At 37.3% G+C, this 15,665-nt stretch carries 15 protein-coding genes; 10 read left to right on the top strand and 5 right to left on the bottom strand.

Annotated features, from left to right (window positions below):
* The first annotated feature begins 185 nt into the window (after positions 1 to 185).
* From KI363_RS08580 to KI363_RS08600, 5 genes are all read left to right on the top strand, one after another.
* Positions 186 to 1,118: a beta-ketoacyl-ACP synthase III gene (locus tag KI363_RS08580; RefSeq protein WP_212966114.1), complete on the top strand. Its 933-nt coding sequence runs from the start codon at positions 186 to 188 to the stop codon at positions 1,116 to 1,118.
* Positions 1,119 to 1,437: 319 nt separating this feature from the next.
* Complete coding sequence (fabF, locus tag KI363_RS08585; protein WP_158320572.1) at positions 1,438 to 2,673, top strand: beta-ketoacyl-ACP synthase II; 1,236 nt, start codon at positions 1,438 to 1,440, stop codon at positions 2,671 to 2,673.
* A gap of 166 nt (positions 2,674 to 2,839) precedes the next feature.
* Positions 2,840 to 3,571 (top strand): DUF2268 domain-containing putative Zn-dependent protease, encoded by a 732-nt coding sequence (locus KI363_RS08590; RefSeq protein WP_191967327.1) that lies wholly within the window; start codon positions 2,840 to 2,842, stop codon positions 3,569 to 3,571.
* Positions 3,572 to 3,680: 109 nt separating this feature from the next.
* Positions 3,681 to 3,911, top strand: coding sequence for a YuzI family membrane protein (locus KI363_RS08595; protein ID WP_158320570.1), 231 nt, complete (start codon positions 3,681 to 3,683; stop codon positions 3,909 to 3,911).
* A 56-nt stretch (positions 3,912 to 3,967) separates the two neighbouring features.
* Positions 3,968 to 4,717: a YjbA family protein gene (locus tag KI363_RS08600; RefSeq protein WP_158320569.1), complete on the top strand. Its 750-nt coding sequence runs from the start codon at positions 3,968 to 3,970 to the stop codon at positions 4,715 to 4,717.
* Positions 4,718 to 4,828: 111 nt separating this feature from the next.
* On the opposite strand, the gene trpS is transcribed toward KI363_RS08600, so the two are convergent.
* Positions 4,829 to 5,818, bottom strand: a complete 990-nt coding sequence (gene trpS, locus KI363_RS08605; RefSeq protein WP_158320568.1) for a tryptophan--tRNA ligase — start codon at positions 5,816 to 5,818, stop codon at positions 4,829 to 4,831.
* Between the two features lie 322 nt (positions 5,819 to 6,140).
* Between trpS and KI363_RS08610 the strand changes: the two genes are divergently transcribed.
* From KI363_RS08610 to pepF, 5 genes are all read left to right on the top strand, one after another.
* Entirely contained in the window at positions 6,141 to 7,328 is a 1,188-nt protein-coding gene (locus tag KI363_RS08610; RefSeq protein WP_158320613.1) for a putative glycoside hydrolase, read from the top strand.
* Between the two features lie 648 nt (positions 7,329 to 7,976).
* Positions 7,977 to 8,372, top strand: coding sequence for a transcriptional regulator SpxA (gene spxA, locus KI363_RS08615; RefSeq protein WP_158320567.1), 396 nt, complete (start codon positions 7,977 to 7,979; stop codon positions 8,370 to 8,372).
* A 363-nt stretch (positions 8,373 to 8,735) separates the two neighbouring features.
* Complete coding sequence (mecA, locus tag KI363_RS08620; protein WP_212966115.1) at positions 8,736 to 9,395, top strand: adaptor protein MecA; 660 nt, start codon at positions 8,736 to 8,738, stop codon at positions 9,393 to 9,395.
* A 95-nt stretch (positions 9,396 to 9,490) separates the two neighbouring features.
* Positions 9,491 to 10,693 (top strand): competence protein CoiA, encoded by a 1,203-nt coding sequence (locus KI363_RS08625; protein ID WP_212966116.1) that lies wholly within the window; start codon positions 9,491 to 9,493, stop codon positions 10,691 to 10,693.
* A gap of 92 nt (positions 10,694 to 10,785) precedes the next feature.
* Positions 10,786 to 12,606 (top strand): oligoendopeptidase F, encoded by a 1,821-nt coding sequence (gene pepF / locus KI363_RS08630; protein WP_212966117.1) that lies wholly within the window; start codon positions 10,786 to 10,788, stop codon positions 12,604 to 12,606.
* A 240-nt stretch (positions 12,607 to 12,846) separates the two neighbouring features.
* On the opposite strand, the gene KI363_RS22555 is transcribed toward pepF, so the two are convergent.
* The 4 genes from KI363_RS22555 to KI363_RS08645 form a co-directional block, all read right to left on the bottom strand.
* Complete coding sequence (locus tag KI363_RS22555; protein ID WP_505744239.1) at positions 12,847 to 13,041, bottom strand: hypothetical protein; 195 nt, start codon at positions 13,039 to 13,041, stop codon at positions 12,847 to 12,849.
* A gap of 552 nt (positions 13,042 to 13,593) precedes the next feature.
* On the bottom strand, positions 13,594 to 14,391 hold the full coding sequence (locus KI363_RS08635) for a ClpXP adapter SpxH family protein (RefSeq protein ID WP_212966152.1): 798 nt from the start codon (positions 14,389 to 14,391) through the stop codon (positions 13,594 to 13,596).
* Between the two features lie 38 nt (positions 14,392 to 14,429).
* Positions 14,430 to 14,837 carry a globin domain-containing protein gene (locus KI363_RS08640; protein WP_281414095.1) on the bottom strand — a complete coding sequence of 136 codons (408 nt, stop codon included), beginning with the start codon at positions 14,835 to 14,837 and terminating at the stop codon, positions 14,430 to 14,432.
* Positions 14,838 to 15,009: 172 nt separating this feature from the next.
* Entirely contained in the window at positions 15,010 to 15,663 is a 654-nt protein-coding gene (locus tag KI363_RS08645) for a lytic transglycosylase domain-containing protein (RefSeq protein WP_212966118.1), read from the bottom strand.
* Between the last annotated feature and the right edge of the window lie 2 nt (positions 15,664 to 15,665).

The raw sequence follows: 15,665 nt of genomic DNA on the forward strand, positions 1-15,665 counted from the left end.
AACGAGCAACGAAAATATCTAAGTTCAGTCCAAATTCTATAGATTAAAGGGAGGTAAACTGGAAAGAATAGGAGTGATCTCACGAAAACATTAAGGCAATTTACAACAAAAATGTATAATGGTATACTTAGCACCAAGTCCTAATATATGATAATAACGTTTATTTTAGAAAGTGGGGTCGCTGCATGGGCGCTGGAGTAATTGGGATTGGTAAGTATGTTCCTGAGAAAGTATTAACAAATAAGGATTTAGAGCAAATGATGGATACATCTGATGAATGGATTCGTACTCGTACAGGAATTGAAGAGAGAAGGATCGCCTCAGATGATATAAACACCTCGGATATGGCCTATGAAGCTGCAAAGCAAGCTTTAGATGATGCAGGAGTGTTACCAGAGGAGATCGATATGGTTATGGTTGCAACCGTCACACCAGATCGACCCTTTCCGACAGTCTCCTGTATACTACAAGACAGACTGGGATGTAAAAACGCTGCAGCTATGGATCTAAGTGCTGCGTGTGCGGGGTTCATGTATGGTATGATTACTGCAAAGCAGTTTATCGAAACAGGTTCATATAAAAATATATTAGTAGTAGGCGCGGAGAAGTTATCGAAAATTACAGATTGGAATGATCGCAATACGGCGGTGTTATTTGGTGATGGAGCTGGTGCAGTGGTTATTGGCCCTGTCGCCGAAGACAAAGGAATTCTATCCTTTGAATTAGGTTCTGATGGATCTGGGGGCAAATATTTGTATCAAGATCAATATATCACGATGAATGGTCGGGAAGTTTTCAAGTTTGCTGTGCGCAAAATGGGAGATGCTTCCGTCAACGTGATCGAGAAAGCAGGGCTTACGAAGGATGATGTAGATTTCTTAATTCCTCATCAGGCCAATATTCGTATTATGGAATCATCTAGGGAACGTCTGGAATTGCCAGAAGAAAAAATGTCAAAAAGCATTCATAAATATGGGAATACCTCATCTGCCTCGATTCCACTATCTTTGTATGATGATTTAGAATCTGGAAAGATTAAAGATGGTGACATCGTCGTCATGGTAGGCTTTGGCGGAGGCCTCACTTGGGGTGCCATCGCCATGAAATGGGGAAAATAACAAGAAAAGTGGAAGGCGACTGTCCAGCGACGTACAAATTTGGAGAATAAGGTTCAAAGGCTAAATACGCGCCGTCCTGGTGGCAGACTCAATCGCGACGTCCTGTCGCTTCGTCTGCACTAGTACATCCTTGTACGTCGCAACCCCTTTGTGACCAACGTTCTGTTGGCCTGAGATAAAGGAAACACGGTGAGGACGAAGGACGAACCGATGTTGACTTATCGTAGGAAGAAGGTGTAAATTTGCTAGTCGCTAGGAGCCGGAGCTAGACAAATAACAAGAAATTATACTTCTTTTTTTAATAAAGGAGCTGGAAAAATTGAAAAGAAGAGTTGTAGTAACGGGAGTAGGCGCTGTTTCTCCTGTAGGAAATGATGCAAAGACAGCATGGGAAAATATTGTTTCTGGAAAGTCGGGTGTGGGTCCCTTAACGAGATTGGACCCAGAACAGTTTTCTGCGAAGGTAGCGGCAGAGGTAAAAGACTTCAATATTGAAAAATATATCGAGAGAAAAGAAGCCCGTAAAATGGACCGATTTACTCATTATGCATTAGCATCCGCGATGATGGCGGTGGAAGATGCGCAATTAAAGATTGATGAAACGAATGCAGATCGAGTAGGCGTTTGGATAGGTTCTGGAATTGGCGGATTAGAAACATTGGAAACTCAATTTGAAACATTCCAAAAAAGAGGTTATCGCCGTGTAAGTCCATTTTTTGTACCGATGATGATTCCGGATATGGCGACTGGCCAAGTGTCTATTTATCTTGGTGCAAAAGGGGTTAACTCATGTACTGTAACAGCTTGTGCAACAGGCACAAACTCGATAGGCGATGCTTTTAAAGCCATTCAAAGAGGTGATGCAGATGCCATGATCGCTGGCGGTGCAGAAGCTCCGATTACTCGGATGTCTTATGCTGGATTCTGTGCAAACACAGCATTGACGACCAATCCTGATCCAAACACAGCAAGTAGACCATTTGATTTAAATCGCGATGGTTTTGTCATTGGAGAAGGTGCGGGAATTGTGATTTTGGAAGAGTTGGAACAAGCTTTAAACCGTGGTGCGAAAATCTATGCTGAAATTGTAGGGTATGGATCGACTGGTGATGCTTATCATATCACTGCTCCTGCACCGGGTGGTGAAGGTGGAGCAAGATCTATGGAAATGGCCATCCAAGATGGTGAATTAAAGCCAGAGGATATACAATACATCAATGCGCATGGGACAAGCACAGACTATAATGATAAATTTGAAACCATGGCCGTAAAGACCGTTTTTGGTGATCATGCTCATCAGTTAGCCATTAGCTCTACCAAATCGATGACAGGTCATCTCCTAGGAGCTGCAGGTGGGGTAGAAGCGATTTTCACTGTCATGGCGATTAAAGAAGGTATCCTTCCCCCAACAATCAATTATGAAACACCTGATCCAGAATGTGATTTAGACTATGTACCGAACGAATCACGTTCAGCCAACATCACGGCTGCTATTAGTAACTCCCTTGGTTTTGGTGGACATAATGCAACCTTAGCTTTTAAAAAATATGAATAAAAAAACACGGCCTTGTGGTCGTGTTTTTTTATTCACCCTTATTTTTTTGTTTAATAAAATGTAGTAAGTTTTATTCTGCATTACGATGTATTTTAAGGGGGGAATAGACATTGGGGTAATCGAAACAGATCAATGGGGCGAGAAATATTTTGAACAACCATGGAGGATGGGCAAGTTAGCAAGGCCTGAAATTACAGATGAACACGATTTCTATCAATATTTATTAAGATTTGGTATGTATGAGCCATCAAAAAGAAGTTTACGCTTATTTAACCAGCTCAAACAAGAAAAGGTTTGGGAACGAGTAGAGGTTATTTATCAAAAATATAAGAAAAAATGGGGAGGTCCTTCTGTAAACATATATTTATTTCCAATTAATCAAAATCATCACTTTTTTATGAGGCAACTTCGGGGACGTGCGGGTTTATCCTTTTCTGACGCTATTTTTCTTTTTATATCTGCAGGTTTAAGTGATGAACAATTGGAGGCATTGTTTGTTCATGAATATCATCACACAGCTAGAATGTCGACATATAAAAAGGAAACAAATGAGTATACTTTATTAGATTCCATTTTATTTGAGGGGCTAGCAGAAACGGCGGTATTAAATAGCTGCGGGAAAAAACATACTGCTTTTTGGACAGAGGCATTTTCAAAAGACAAATTGAAAGAAATGATGGAGAAATACTATATACCATCCTTTCAGATTAAAAGAAATGATTCTAAGCACGATCACTTATTATTCGGTGGTAGAAAGGGAATCCCCAATATGATGGGATATGCGATCGGTTACGAAATTGCAAGAGGGTATATTCGTAACAATAAGATCACTATGAAGGACACATTTTCCATTTCCTCTAATGAAATGCTAAAAAACAATTCCTTTATAACTTCGTAGAAAGGAATACCCCCCTTTTCAATTGCATATATATAAGTTGGGACAAGTTGGCAAATGGCATTAGCACACAATATCCTGATTACCATAAAAATACGGGAAGTGCCAATCAATGATATTTCGAGTTATCCTTTTTTTAACGGGGTTTTGTTTAGCTGTTTCCGGTGGAGTTAGTTTAATTGGCTATTTAAATTTGATCGTGATGGGAAATACTTGGATTGAGTATATAAGTTTTGTGGTAAGACGGCCAGAAAGTTATTTACTTCCTTTAGGGATTTCCTTGATAACCTATGCTCTATTCGATATAGATAGAAAAATGGATGATTCTATTCCAAAGGAATAAATTTACTCTCGCCTGCCTATACTGATTGACAAATAGTAATGAAGTGAGGGATTAAAATGCTATATCTTCATGATGTATGGGTGAATTGGTTCGAGGGGGAAGAGAACGGTTATAATGTTTGCCAATTTCATGAATGGAGGAGAGGGGAAGACGTGATCGAGCTTTTAGATCAGGTACCTTTATTACTAATAGATACCGCTCTCTTTCATTACATTGAAAATAATATGGCGGAACTTCCACAACAATTAATGAATGACGTTTACAAAAAAGCCTATTTAAGAAAAAATCATGAACGAGTACAATTAGAGAATTGTTTTGTCGTAACTGACGGGAAGGGGATCATGGCGGTTGATACACTTGGTTATAATATCCCTTTAAGAAAAAGCAGGCTTATTCCTCGTCAAGAACAACTCGTTTATGAAATGACAGCACAAACCAAAAAAGCACAGTATAAATGGAAGCAAAGTGAGAGGAAGAAGGAACATCATATTTTAGCACCAGATCCTAAATTAATGTATGGATTGACTAGAAAAGAACGCCAATTAAAGCATCTGCTATTTATGGCCCTTGATCAGCTCTATGCCTCCAAAAACACCTCAGAAATAAGATATTGGTACACTGAGTGGGCCCCGCATCGGTATCATGACATTCAAACCATGCCGTTTGAGGAAGTTTGGGAATGTCTCTATGAAGAAACAAAGATTGGTTGGTCCAACAAACATCTTATGCTTTGCGAAAATATGATTAAGGGACAGCCTTTCTTTGAAAAGCTTTGGGAAATGGAATGTGACTCTAAAGTCAATTAAAAAGAAAATAAGGCGACTGTCTAAACTAGCTTAGCACATTGACAGGCTGCTTAGCCTCCAATGACTAAGTTTATTTCATAGAACAGCGCCTTATTGTTTGTGAAAAACAAGTTATTTTCTTTTTCTTCCCAAGCCCATAGCATTTTCCATCTTTTTAACCATTTTATTTGCTTTTGCCGCAGCTTTTGCTGCACCTTCATCTAAAATATCATCCAATTCTTTTGACTCCACTAATTGATAAAAACGCTCTTGAATAGGAGTAATATAATTTAATACAACCTCAGCTAAATCAGTTTTAAAATCTCCATATCCTTTTCCAACATACATTTCTTCAAGTTCTTTTATACTTTTATTTCCCAGGATAGAATAAATGGAGAGTAAATTCGATACTCCAGGTTTATTTTTCTGATCAAATTGAACGATTCCATCTGAATCTGTGACAGCACTTTTTATTTTCTTTTCGATTTGCTTAGGTTCATCTAGCATTGTAATGAAAGCACGTTGATTGGTATCTGATTTACTCATCTTTTTAGTAGGGTCCTGTAAAGACATCACCCTTGCACCTACTTTAGGAATCCGTACTTCCGGAATGGTGAATATGTCATTATAACGGTTATTAAATCTCTCGGCTAAATCTCTCGTTAACTCTAAATGTTGCTTTTGATCCTCGCCAACAGGGACTAAATCGGTGCCATATAATAAAATATCAGCTGCCATTAAAGGTGGATACGTTAATAGTCCAGCAGAGACAGCATCTTTACCTGCCGATTTATCTTTAAATTGAGTCATTCGTTCTAATTCACCAATATAAGCTATACATTGTAACATCCATGCTGCTTGGGAGTGAGCAGGTACCTCTGATTGAACAAATAAAGTGGCTTTTTGAGGATCTAAACCAGCAGCGATATATAAGGCAGCCAAAGATCGAATGTTTTTTCTTAATTTTAAACGATCTTGGGGAACTGTAATGGCATGTTGGTCTACTACACAAAAATAGCAATCATAATCATTTTGAAGCTCAATAAACTGTCTAATTGCGCCAATATAATTACCAAGGGTAATGACGCCACTCGGTTGAATACCCGAGAAAATTGTTTTCATCTAGAAATCCTCCTTAAGCAACTAGCCCCATTATATGAAGAGAATGGGTTTTCCATTTTACAAGCAATGTTTTACCTTAAACCAATTGAGGTATAAAGGAACCATATATGATCATTATTACCTCATTATACCTGCTCATAGTGGCACAATCAAGCAAGGTATAAAGAACCAAACTGTTTACCAAGAAGGATGAAAATGGAAAAGATGTTTAATTAAGCTAAAAATATTGTTAGAATGAAAAAGACATAAATTAACAAGAAATAATAAAAATAGACATTTTTTTAAAAGGGAGAGGTTAGTAGTGAATTGGAAGAAGGGCTCGATGGTTGCGGCAATTGCAGCTGCATTATTTTGTGTGGCTTTCATTAGAGTTTCCGCAGAAACAGAAATTTCAACGCAGCCTTTGAAGGTAAGGGAATTAGCCGTTGATCGTAAAGTACTCCCAGATGTGATGCCGAGATTTGTATATGATTCTGGGAGAAAGTTTGAATATCCAGATGCTGTGAGAGGTGTTTATCTTACTGGTCATTCAGCTGGAGGAGCCCGTTTTGATCAATTAGTTGATATGATTGATTCGACAGATCTGAATGCCATGGTGATTGATATAAAAGACGATTGGGGAGATATTACATATAAATTGCCAAAGGATTCCCCATACGCGGATATCTCACAAGATTACATAACAGATCCTCAAAAAATGATGGATACCTTGGAGAAAAAGCAGATTTATCCAATTGCTAGAATTGTTGTTTTTAAGGATTCCAAATTGTCGAAAGAAAAACCAGAGCTTTCTTTTAAAGAAGGGAGCAAGGTATGGACGAATGGGAGAGGGGAGTCCTTTGTTAATCCATTTATGAAAGAGGTATGGGATTACAATGTTAATATTGCGATTGAAGCAGCAAAATTAGGGTTTCAAGAAATTCAATTTGATTATGTTCGTTTCCCCGAAGGCTTTGAAAATAGAGATGGATCGTTAACCTATAGTATGGGCGATTACGCTGATGCGGATGAAGATAATATTCAGAAAAGGGTCAAGGCCGTAACAGATTTTGTTGCCTATGCGAAAGAAAAACTAGCGCCATATAATGTAAAAGTATCTGTGGATATATTTGGTTACACGGCTACACTACCTGAAGCACCAGGAATTGGGCAAAACTTTCATAAGATATCTGAAAATGTTGATGTGATTTCTTCCATGATTTATCCAAGTCATTGGACTTCTTATTTTGGGATTGCAAAACCTGATTTAGAACCATATAAGCTTGTTAAAGAATATGCAAAAGTAGAAAACGCCAAACTTGGAGAATTGGAAAATGCCCCCATATCACGTCCGTGGCTCCAAGATTTTACAGCTTCTTATTTAGGTTCTGGAAATTATCAAGTATATGGTAAAAAGCAAGTGGAAGACCAAATCAGAGCCCTTTATGATGAAGGAATCAATGAATTCTTATTATGGAATGCCGGGAATACTTATACAGAAAATGTTGATTATAAGGTTGGAAAGAAGTAGAGCCTATCTTACAAAATGCTAAGTTCCAAAGATGAACAATGCATTGCCTTAGCGGAGGAAATATACGTAGACTCCAGCGGGAGGAGGCATCAGCGAGATCCCGGAGTGCTAACCTCAGGATCAAAGGCTAAGTACGCGCCGTCCTGGCGCAACGCCTTCGTGACCTACATCCTGTAGGCCTGAGGAAGCTCACCAGCCGCCCGCGGAAAGCGAAGTATTTTTCCGGAGCGGGGTATATGCGCTATAGTAGTTCGGTTTTTTCTTTGGTGAAAACACTTTTCTTTTGTCCCGGCCTCAATTCGTTTTTAATCATAAGTGGAAAAATTTTTATTATCCAAGTATGAAGCAGTTGATTTCGGGGATAGTAAAAAAAGGAAATTCTTGTTTAAAATAAATCTATAATGGGTAATGAATGAATATAGGAACAAATTGTAACAGCAATGTGTTTTTTGTGTAACAGATAGGAAAATACTCAAAAGAACCTATTCATTATGCTAAGTTTGGTGTATAATACATATGTAAGGTTCTTTTATTTATCAATAAAACAATGTAAGTCTGTTACTTACATATGACTGTTTTACATTATATAGTCATTCATTCAATAGATGAAGCAAGAATTCAAATTCTAATCAGGAGTGTGGTTCTATTATGGTAACGTTGTACACTTCACCTAGCTGCACATCATGCAGAAAAGCAAGAAATTGGCTTGAGCAACAAAATATTTCTTATAAAGAGAGAAACATTTTTTCAGATCCTCTTACGTTAGACGAAATTAAGGAAATCTTGCGTATGACAGAGGATGGGACCGATGAGATTATTTCGACAAGATCTAAGATTTTCCAAAAATTAAATGTTGATTTAGAATCATTGCCCCTACAACAATTATTTGAATTAATTCAAAAAAATCCGGGTCTTTTAAGACGTCCCATTATTTTAGATGAGAAACGGCTTCAGGTTGGATACAACGAAGATGAAATTAGACGCTTCCTTCCTAGAAAGGTTCGGACTTATCAGCTTCGTGAAGCGCAAAAAATGGTTAATTAATCTTATTTGAAAAGGCTAAACCTATTATGTCGTGCATCGACTAATGGGCTGGCCTTTTTTCATCCTTATAAACAAACAAATTCATCTAGTGAGAACTCAAGAAACTTGGCCATAGGCAAAAGAAAATTTTGAAAATGACCTTGATTTTCTCTTCTATGTTAGATAAAATAAGCAAAACATGAGGTAAACTATAGGCATTTGAGGATTTTAAACTTTAAGGTAGCTTTTGTTTCCATTTATCCGCTACTTATCATAAAATAGAAGTACAAGGAGAACAATATACACTCATTCTTTCTGAGGATAAGAATCTCCGATACGGGATCGTGATCCCTTCACCAACTATTATAGAAGGGAGTGTTGATTTTGGAGATTGAACGCATTAATGAAAACACAGTCAAGCTATATATTTCTTATATAGATATAGAGGAACGTGGTTTTGACCGTGAAGAAATCTGGTATGATCGAGAACGAAGTGAAGAATTATTTTGGGAAATGATGGAAGAAATCCACGAAGAAGATGAATTCCTTAATGAAGGACCACTTTGGATCCAGATACAAGCTCTTGATAAGGGACTCGAAGTGATCGTCACAAAGGCGCAACTGTCTAAAGATGGACAGAAATTAGAACTTCCGATTCCTGATGAGAAACATGGTGAGATACCGATTGATCATGCGATAGAAGATTTGCTGGATCAGAATTTTCAAGTGAATCATTATGGAAAATCAAAACACAAATTTGAATACGTCTTTGAATTCAGAGATTTTGAAGATCTCCTATCCCTTTCAAAAAATAAGAACTTAGATGAACAAATTAAAACACAATTGTTTTCGTGGAATAACGTTTATTATTTACATGTTCAATTTCCCGAAGAACTATTTGATGAAGATGATATAAACAATTCACTAAGTATTCTTCTTGAATATGGGAAGGAAAGTAACATAACGATTCATCGTTTGGTGGAATATGGTAAAAACATTATTGAGAAAAATGTATGGTCTACTCTAAACCAATATTTTGAATAAATCAGCCGGTTCCTAAAAAGAATCGGTTTTTTTCTGTTGTTTTAAAGGATTTTATCAGTTTGTGGCGAATAGTGTAAGATAAAGGAGTGAAAAAATTGTTAACGGCATTAAATGACAAAGGAAAACTTGTATCATTGATCAATGTTCCAAAGGACTTTGTGAAACAAAAGCTTTCCTCGCACTATTATTGTCCTGTTTGTGAAGAACCCTTAATCCTAAAGGTTGGGAAAATCCGCATCCCTCATTTCGCCCATAAGCGCTTTGCAAACTGCGCCTTCCTCACGACAGAACCTGAAAGTCCCCGACATTTACTAGGCAAAAAACATTTATATCAACATTATAAAAGAAAGGGGTTTGACGTTTATTTAGAATATTACCTCCCTGAAATCCAACAAAGACCTGATCTGTTTGTAAAGAAAGGTGACCTCACTTATGCTATTGAATTTCAATGTTCTCCCTTACCTAGGCAGCGTTTAGAAGAAAGAAACGCAGGTTATCAGAAACTCGATATACTGCCTATATGGGTCCTCGGAACGACTCCTTACAAAAAAAGAAAAAATAAAATCTTTGAATTAACAGATTTCCAATTTTCCCTAAGCAAACATAACCCCCATTCTGGATTAACCCTTTTGAGTTATTTACCTGAGAAAAAGGCATTTTTACAGCTTTCAAAAATGATCTCCTTAACATCCACAAAGTTACTAGGAGTGTTACAAGAGGTATCCCTTCTTAACAATAAAAAGCCATCCCTTAATATGAATGATAACGCCTATGATAGTCAAATTTGGTTGAATGAAAAAAGAACGTGGTTACAACATAAAGTCTATTATGGGAATCTTCAAGAGGATCCATTTTTAAAAGAGGTTTACACAAGTGGGCATAACCCATTCCTTTTGCCGGAAATTTGTGGGATCCCTGTACCTCATGCGCACTTCATCTATGAACCGCCGATTGTTTGGCAATTTTATTTATATCTTGATTGTTTACATGGATTACCAGTTGGACAAAAGCTCTCATTGAAATGGGTAAATCAAAAAATATTTACACGTATAAAGAATGGTTCCATTACGATTCGCGAATTTCCGTTAGACCTTCATAACTTATATAGTTGGAAAATGACCATTTCAGAATATTTTTCTCTGCTTACTACCATAGAATATTTATCGAAAATAGGAGAAGACTTATTTGTGATTGAAAAAAAAGTGGAGATCCCCAAAAATGCAGAAGAAGCAATTATGAAGGAAAATGCCGTATTTCAAAAAGATATATTGCATAACCTCTATTCAACCAATCATTAAAGTTGCAGGGATTTATATTGTATAGGTAGAATAGATAGTATTGTAGGATTTTTCGCATATCGAGGATTTTGTGAATTTAGAGGAGGATGGTTATGACAAAAGAAACAACGATTAAATCATTGCCACAACGGTCAGAAGTAGCAGAGGAGATGACTTGGCGCTTAGAGGATATTTTCCCAACTGATGAAGCCTGGGAAAAAGAATACGAAGAGGTCAAGGAGCTTGTGAAACAGGCAAGACAATATAAGGGGACCATCGCAGAAAGTGCAGACAAACTAAATCAGGTTCTGCAATTTCAATCGCAGTTATCTGAACGATTAGGGAAATTATATACATATGCCCATATGCGCTACGATCAAGATACAGGAAATTCTCATTACCAAGGATTAAATTCACGAGCTGAAAGTTTATATTCAATTTTTGCAAGTGAATTTTCCTATGTTGTTCCAGAAATTTTAGCGATGGACGAAAGCAAAATAGCCCAATTTGTTGAAGAAAATAGTGAGTTACAAGTGTACCGTCATGCTTTAGAGGAAATTAATTTGCAACGTGGCCACGTCTTATCGGCGGAACAAGAAGCGATGCTTGCCCAAGCTTCTGAAGCTTTAGGCTCTGCAAGTACAACATTCGGAATGCTGAATAATGCAGATTTAGAATTTCCTGTTATTAAAGATGAAAATGGGGAAGATGTCCAGATTTCCCATGGAAACTATATTCGTTTTCTTGAAAGTCAGGATCGGAAAGTAAGAGAAACAGCTTTTAAAAAGGTATATGAAACGTATGGTCAGTTTAAAAATACATTTGCAAGTACATTAAACGGAACAGTCAAAAAAGACAATTTCTTTGCTAAGGTCCGTGATTACAGTTCTGCCCGCGAAGCAGCACTTGCGGCAAATAATATTCCTGAAAGTGTTTATGATAACCTAGTGAATACCATTAATAAAAACTTGTATTTACTCCATCGTTATGTAAAGTTACGTAAGAAAATTATGAAGGTCGACCAGCTTCATATGTATGATTTGTATACTCCACTTGTCAAAGAAGTCAAGATGGAAGTGAAATATGAAGAAGCAAAGGATATCGTTGTAGAAGCACTTGCCCCGTTAGGTAGCGAGTATACAAACATATTAAAAGAAGGTTTTGAAAATAGATGGGTAGATGTGATGGAGAATAAAGGAAAACGGAGTGGAGCCTATTCATCAGGGGCCTATGGAACAAATCCATATATTCTCATGAATTGGCAGGACAATGTGAATAATCTTTTCACACTTGCTCATGAATTTGGTCACAGTGTCCATAGTTATTACACACGTAAAAACCAACCATATCCATATGGAAATTATTCTATTTTTGTGGCGGAAGTTGCTTCCACGACAAACGAGTCCATTCTTAATGAGTATATGATTAAGAATGCAAAGAATAAACATGAACAATTATATCTATTAAATCATTATCTTGAAGGTTTCCGTGGGACTGTTTTCAGGCAAACGATGTTTGCAGAATTTGAGCATCTTATCCATCAAAAGGATCAGAATGGAGAAGCGTTAACAGCGGATTTATTAACGAAGGAATATTACGAACTAAATAAGAAATATTTTGGAGAAGAGGATATTCATATTGATGATGAAATTGGCCTAGAGTGGTCAAGAATCCCTCATTTTTATTATAATTATTACGTGTATCAATATGCAACAGGATTTAGCGCGGCCGCAGCATTGTCGAAACAAATTTTAGAAGAAGGAGATCCAGCTGTTGAACGTTATCTAGCGTTTTTGAAGGCGGGAAGCTCCGACTATCCTATTGAAGTATTGAAAAAAGCAGGCGTAGATATGACTTCTGCACAACCAATTGAAGCTGCTTGTCAAATTTTTGAGGAAAAATTAAACGAAATGGAAGCCCTGCTTTCTGAATAACAAGAAAAGCGGAAGCACCCGTTTGCTAGTCGCTGGGCGCTGGAGCTGGACAAAAAATACACCGAGTTCCGAAGTAACCCTAAGAAACATTCTATACTTTCCTACCATTGCACAAAGAGCGCATTTTTCTATCATGTTGATAGAAAAGTTCGCTCTTTTTATAGTTTTATGATGCGCGTTCAAAAAAGAATTTCACAATAAAAGAATGACCGATGGGCGTTTTTGTACCAGTCTTTAAAATTAATGAAATCCCCTAAATCTATTTTTTCTGTTCATAAAAGAGACCAGTGTGAATAATCCAATAAAAAGGAGCGGGGAAGTGATATAAAGCGAAATTAAGCGCAATAATGCTAAAATATGAAGAAAGAAACATGCGATGATAAAAACGATGATAAGAAGGAGGCTAATTTTTCGCATCCTTGGGACTCCTTTCATGGTTGGACCTTACTACTTCTATATATATGTATACAACCCTCTTTTCATGATAAAAAAGCATCCACCTAAATTGGGGATGCCTTTTTTAACAGTTTTGTCCAGCGCTATACAGCGCTTGTGCTTTTTTTGTTTCTAGGTCTAGCTCCAGCGCCCAGCGGCTAGCAAATTTACGTCTTCTTCCTACGATAAGTCAACATCGGTTCATCCTTTGTCCTCACCGTGTTTCCTTTATCTCAGGCCAACAGGACGTTGGTCACAAAGGCGTTGCGCCAGGACGGCGCGTATTTAGCCTTTGAACCTTATTCTCCAAATTTGTACGCCGCTAAACAGGCGCTTGCGCTTTTCTTACTGCTTAGGAAATTATAAAATCCTAGCTTGTGGATAAATTGCTTATGTCACGGTTGACATCCAGCTCCAGCGCCTAGCGACTAGCAAATTTACGCCTTCTTCCTACGATAAGTCAACATCGGCTCCTTCGTCGCCGTGTTTCCTTTATCTCGTCAGAAGTCTTTAAATTTGTACGTCGCTGAACAGGCGCTTGCGCTTTTGTTCCTATAAATTATTATATTTGTATCGCCAATAGGACCCATGGAGTGAGGCGATTTTTTGTACTTTTTGTTGGATCTGTAATTTTTTCATCTGTCTTTCTACCTTTTGAGGGGACACATCAAAAATTAAGGCTAAATCTTGTGTTGCATTTACTGGGTTTAGTGAGAGAAAAACTTCCAATGGAGGTTTCTCTGCAGGTTTTGGATATCCCTGAAGCATCTCCGTTAATATTTGTACATAAATGTCATAAGAGTATAAGCCAGTAATTTTAATGCCCTCATCTTCGATTTTTTCATTGAAGAAAACCATAGATGGCATTTCATCTACTTCCATTTCAGATGAAATCTTTAAATCACATTGAAAAGCTTTGGCAGCTGTTTCTGAATAAACATCCTGTAGGAATTCGTTAAGATCAAGGCCAACAGATTGTGCGCACTGCTGAATCACATTGATATCCGAAATATCTTTATCCTCGATAAATAATAGTTCTTGAAGCTTTTGGATAAAACGGACTCCTGCCTTTTTTCCTTGTAATTCCGCCGCTTTAATACTTATAGCGGCAAGATGTGGTGTTTGTTGTAAAGATCTGTTTTTCAATCTTTTGAATCTCCCCTGCTCTTGCTTCCATTTGTTCTGACAAGGGAAAACTCGATCTTTAATTTGATTTAAGGAAGATAGTTTGCCTGACAAAACATATTTAAGAGAGAAATACTCACCGTATTCTATTTGTAATTTCTTTAAGATTGGAGAAAGTGACCAGCATTCCGAGCAAAAAGGATCAACAAAAAAATATATTTCCATTGGTCTTTTATTTAAAAGATGCTTGATATGTCGTGTTTTCAAAGTAATTCACCTTGCATAACATCAGATGAATGAGTATTCACCATATTTTTTGCCGTCATGGCTAGACGTGTATAGAAAAGCTCTCGGAGGCCTGGTTCAATATCCACTTCATCCATTGCTTCACTCATGCATGCTAACCACGCCTTTGCACGACTAGGTGTAATTTCATGGGGTAAATGGCGTGCACGTAACATCGGATGACCATGTTCTTCAGTGTATAGCTTGGGGCCACCCAAAAATTGTGTTAAAAATTGCTTTTGTTTTCTGGCAACTTCTGTTAAGTCATCAGGAAAAATAGGGGTAAGTTCGGGATGTGTGCCGACACGTAGATAAAATTGTTCTACAAGCTTATGAAGCTTTTTTTCCCCAATAGCATCATACGGTGTCATCTTCATCTCAACCATATGATTCGCTCCTTTGTTTAAAATGGTACATTTATTTTAGCAATGACCTTATCAGAACTCAAATAAATTGAACTGTGGTAAGAAAAGCGCAAGCGCCTGTTTAATTTTCTTCACAACAAAAAGTCTCATTTCCAACTTGCTTATTAGTAAGTAAATTGGAAATGAGATTGATTTAACTATAATACGTATTCGTTATTTTTCTAACGTAGTTCTGTGTTTCTTTAAATGGAGGAATTCCCCCATATTTATCTACATTACCGGGACCAGCATTGTAAGCGGCAAGTGCTAGGGAAAGATCTCCGTTATATTTATCTAGCATTTGTCGTAAATATTTGCTTCCAGCCATCACATTTTCCAGAGGATCTTTTATATTTTGTACACCTAACCCTCTTGCGGTCGCAGGCATAAGTTGCATAAGTCCAGTTGCGCCGGCGGAACTTACCGCACTAGTATTGTAATTGGACTCATGTTTAATGACAGAATGGATTAATTTAATAGGTAACTTGAATGTATCAGCTGCTTGTTGGATAATCCCATTTATATTAGTTTCTATTTTTGAATTGTTTTTCGTGTGACTGACTTTAGGTACAACTGATTTTGTCATTGTACTGGGAAGAAAATTTACTCCAAGTTGGCTCATAGCCCCTAGTGTATTTAAAGATTCAGTAGTTTCTAGATTTCCCTTTGCTGTATTTAAAAGAGTTTGCTCAAGGATCTCCGAAAAATTTGAACCTGATTTTGGGATAGGTGACTCAGCATTTGAACGCGTCATCCCTTGTAATAATTGAAGTTCAATTAAGGATTTCATTTCTCCTAATGTATTCATGT

Source organism: Lederbergia ruris (assembly GCF_018332955.1).
GTDB lineage: Bacteria > Bacillota > Bacilli > Bacillales > Bacillaceae_C > Lederbergia > Lederbergia ruris.

Excerpts from the sequence above, each read along its gene's own strand:
- KI363_RS08595 (WP_158320570.1), top strand. The coding sequence starts at position 3,681 with ATGATATTTCGAGTTATCCTTTTTTTAACGGGGTTTTGTTTAGCTGTT.
- trpS (WP_158320568.1), bottom strand. The coding sequence starts at position 5,818 with ATGAAAACAATTTTCTCGGGTATTCAACCGAGTGGCGTCATTACCCTT.
- KI363_RS08600 (WP_158320569.1), top strand. The coding sequence starts at position 3,968 with ATGCTATATCTTCATGATGTATGGGTGAATTGGTTCGAGGGGGAAGAG.
- KI363_RS08640 (WP_281414095.1), bottom strand. The coding sequence starts at position 14,837 with ATGGTTGAGATGAAGATGACACCGTATGATGCTATTGGGGAAAAAAAG.
- KI363_RS08635 (WP_212966152.1), bottom strand. The coding sequence starts at position 14,391 with ATGGAAATATATTTTTTTGTTGATCCTTTTTGCTCGGAATGCTGGTCA.
- KI363_RS08645 (WP_212966118.1), bottom strand. The coding sequence starts at position 15,663 with ATGAATACATTAGGAGAAATGAAATCCTTAATTGAACTTCAATTATTA.
- KI363_RS08580 (WP_212966114.1), top strand. The coding sequence starts at position 186 with ATGGGCGCTGGAGTAATTGGGATTGGTAAGTATGTTCCTGAGAAAGTA.
- spxA (WP_158320567.1), top strand. The coding sequence starts at position 7,977 with ATGGTAACGTTGTACACTTCACCTAGCTGCACATCATGCAGAAAAGCA.
- KI363_RS08610 (WP_158320613.1), top strand. The coding sequence starts at position 6,141 with ATGGTTGCGGCAATTGCAGCTGCATTATTTTGTGTGGCTTTCATTAGA.
- KI363_RS08590 (WP_191967327.1), top strand. The coding sequence starts at position 2,840 with ATGGGCAAGTTAGCAAGGCCTGAAATTACAGATGAACACGATTTCTAT.
- KI363_RS22555 (WP_505744239.1), bottom strand. The coding sequence starts at position 13,041 with ATGAAAGGAGTCCCAAGGATGCGAAAAATTAGCCTCCTTCTTATCATC.
- pepF (WP_212966117.1), top strand. The coding sequence starts at position 10,786 with ATGACAAAAGAAACAACGATTAAATCATTGCCACAACGGTCAGAAGTA.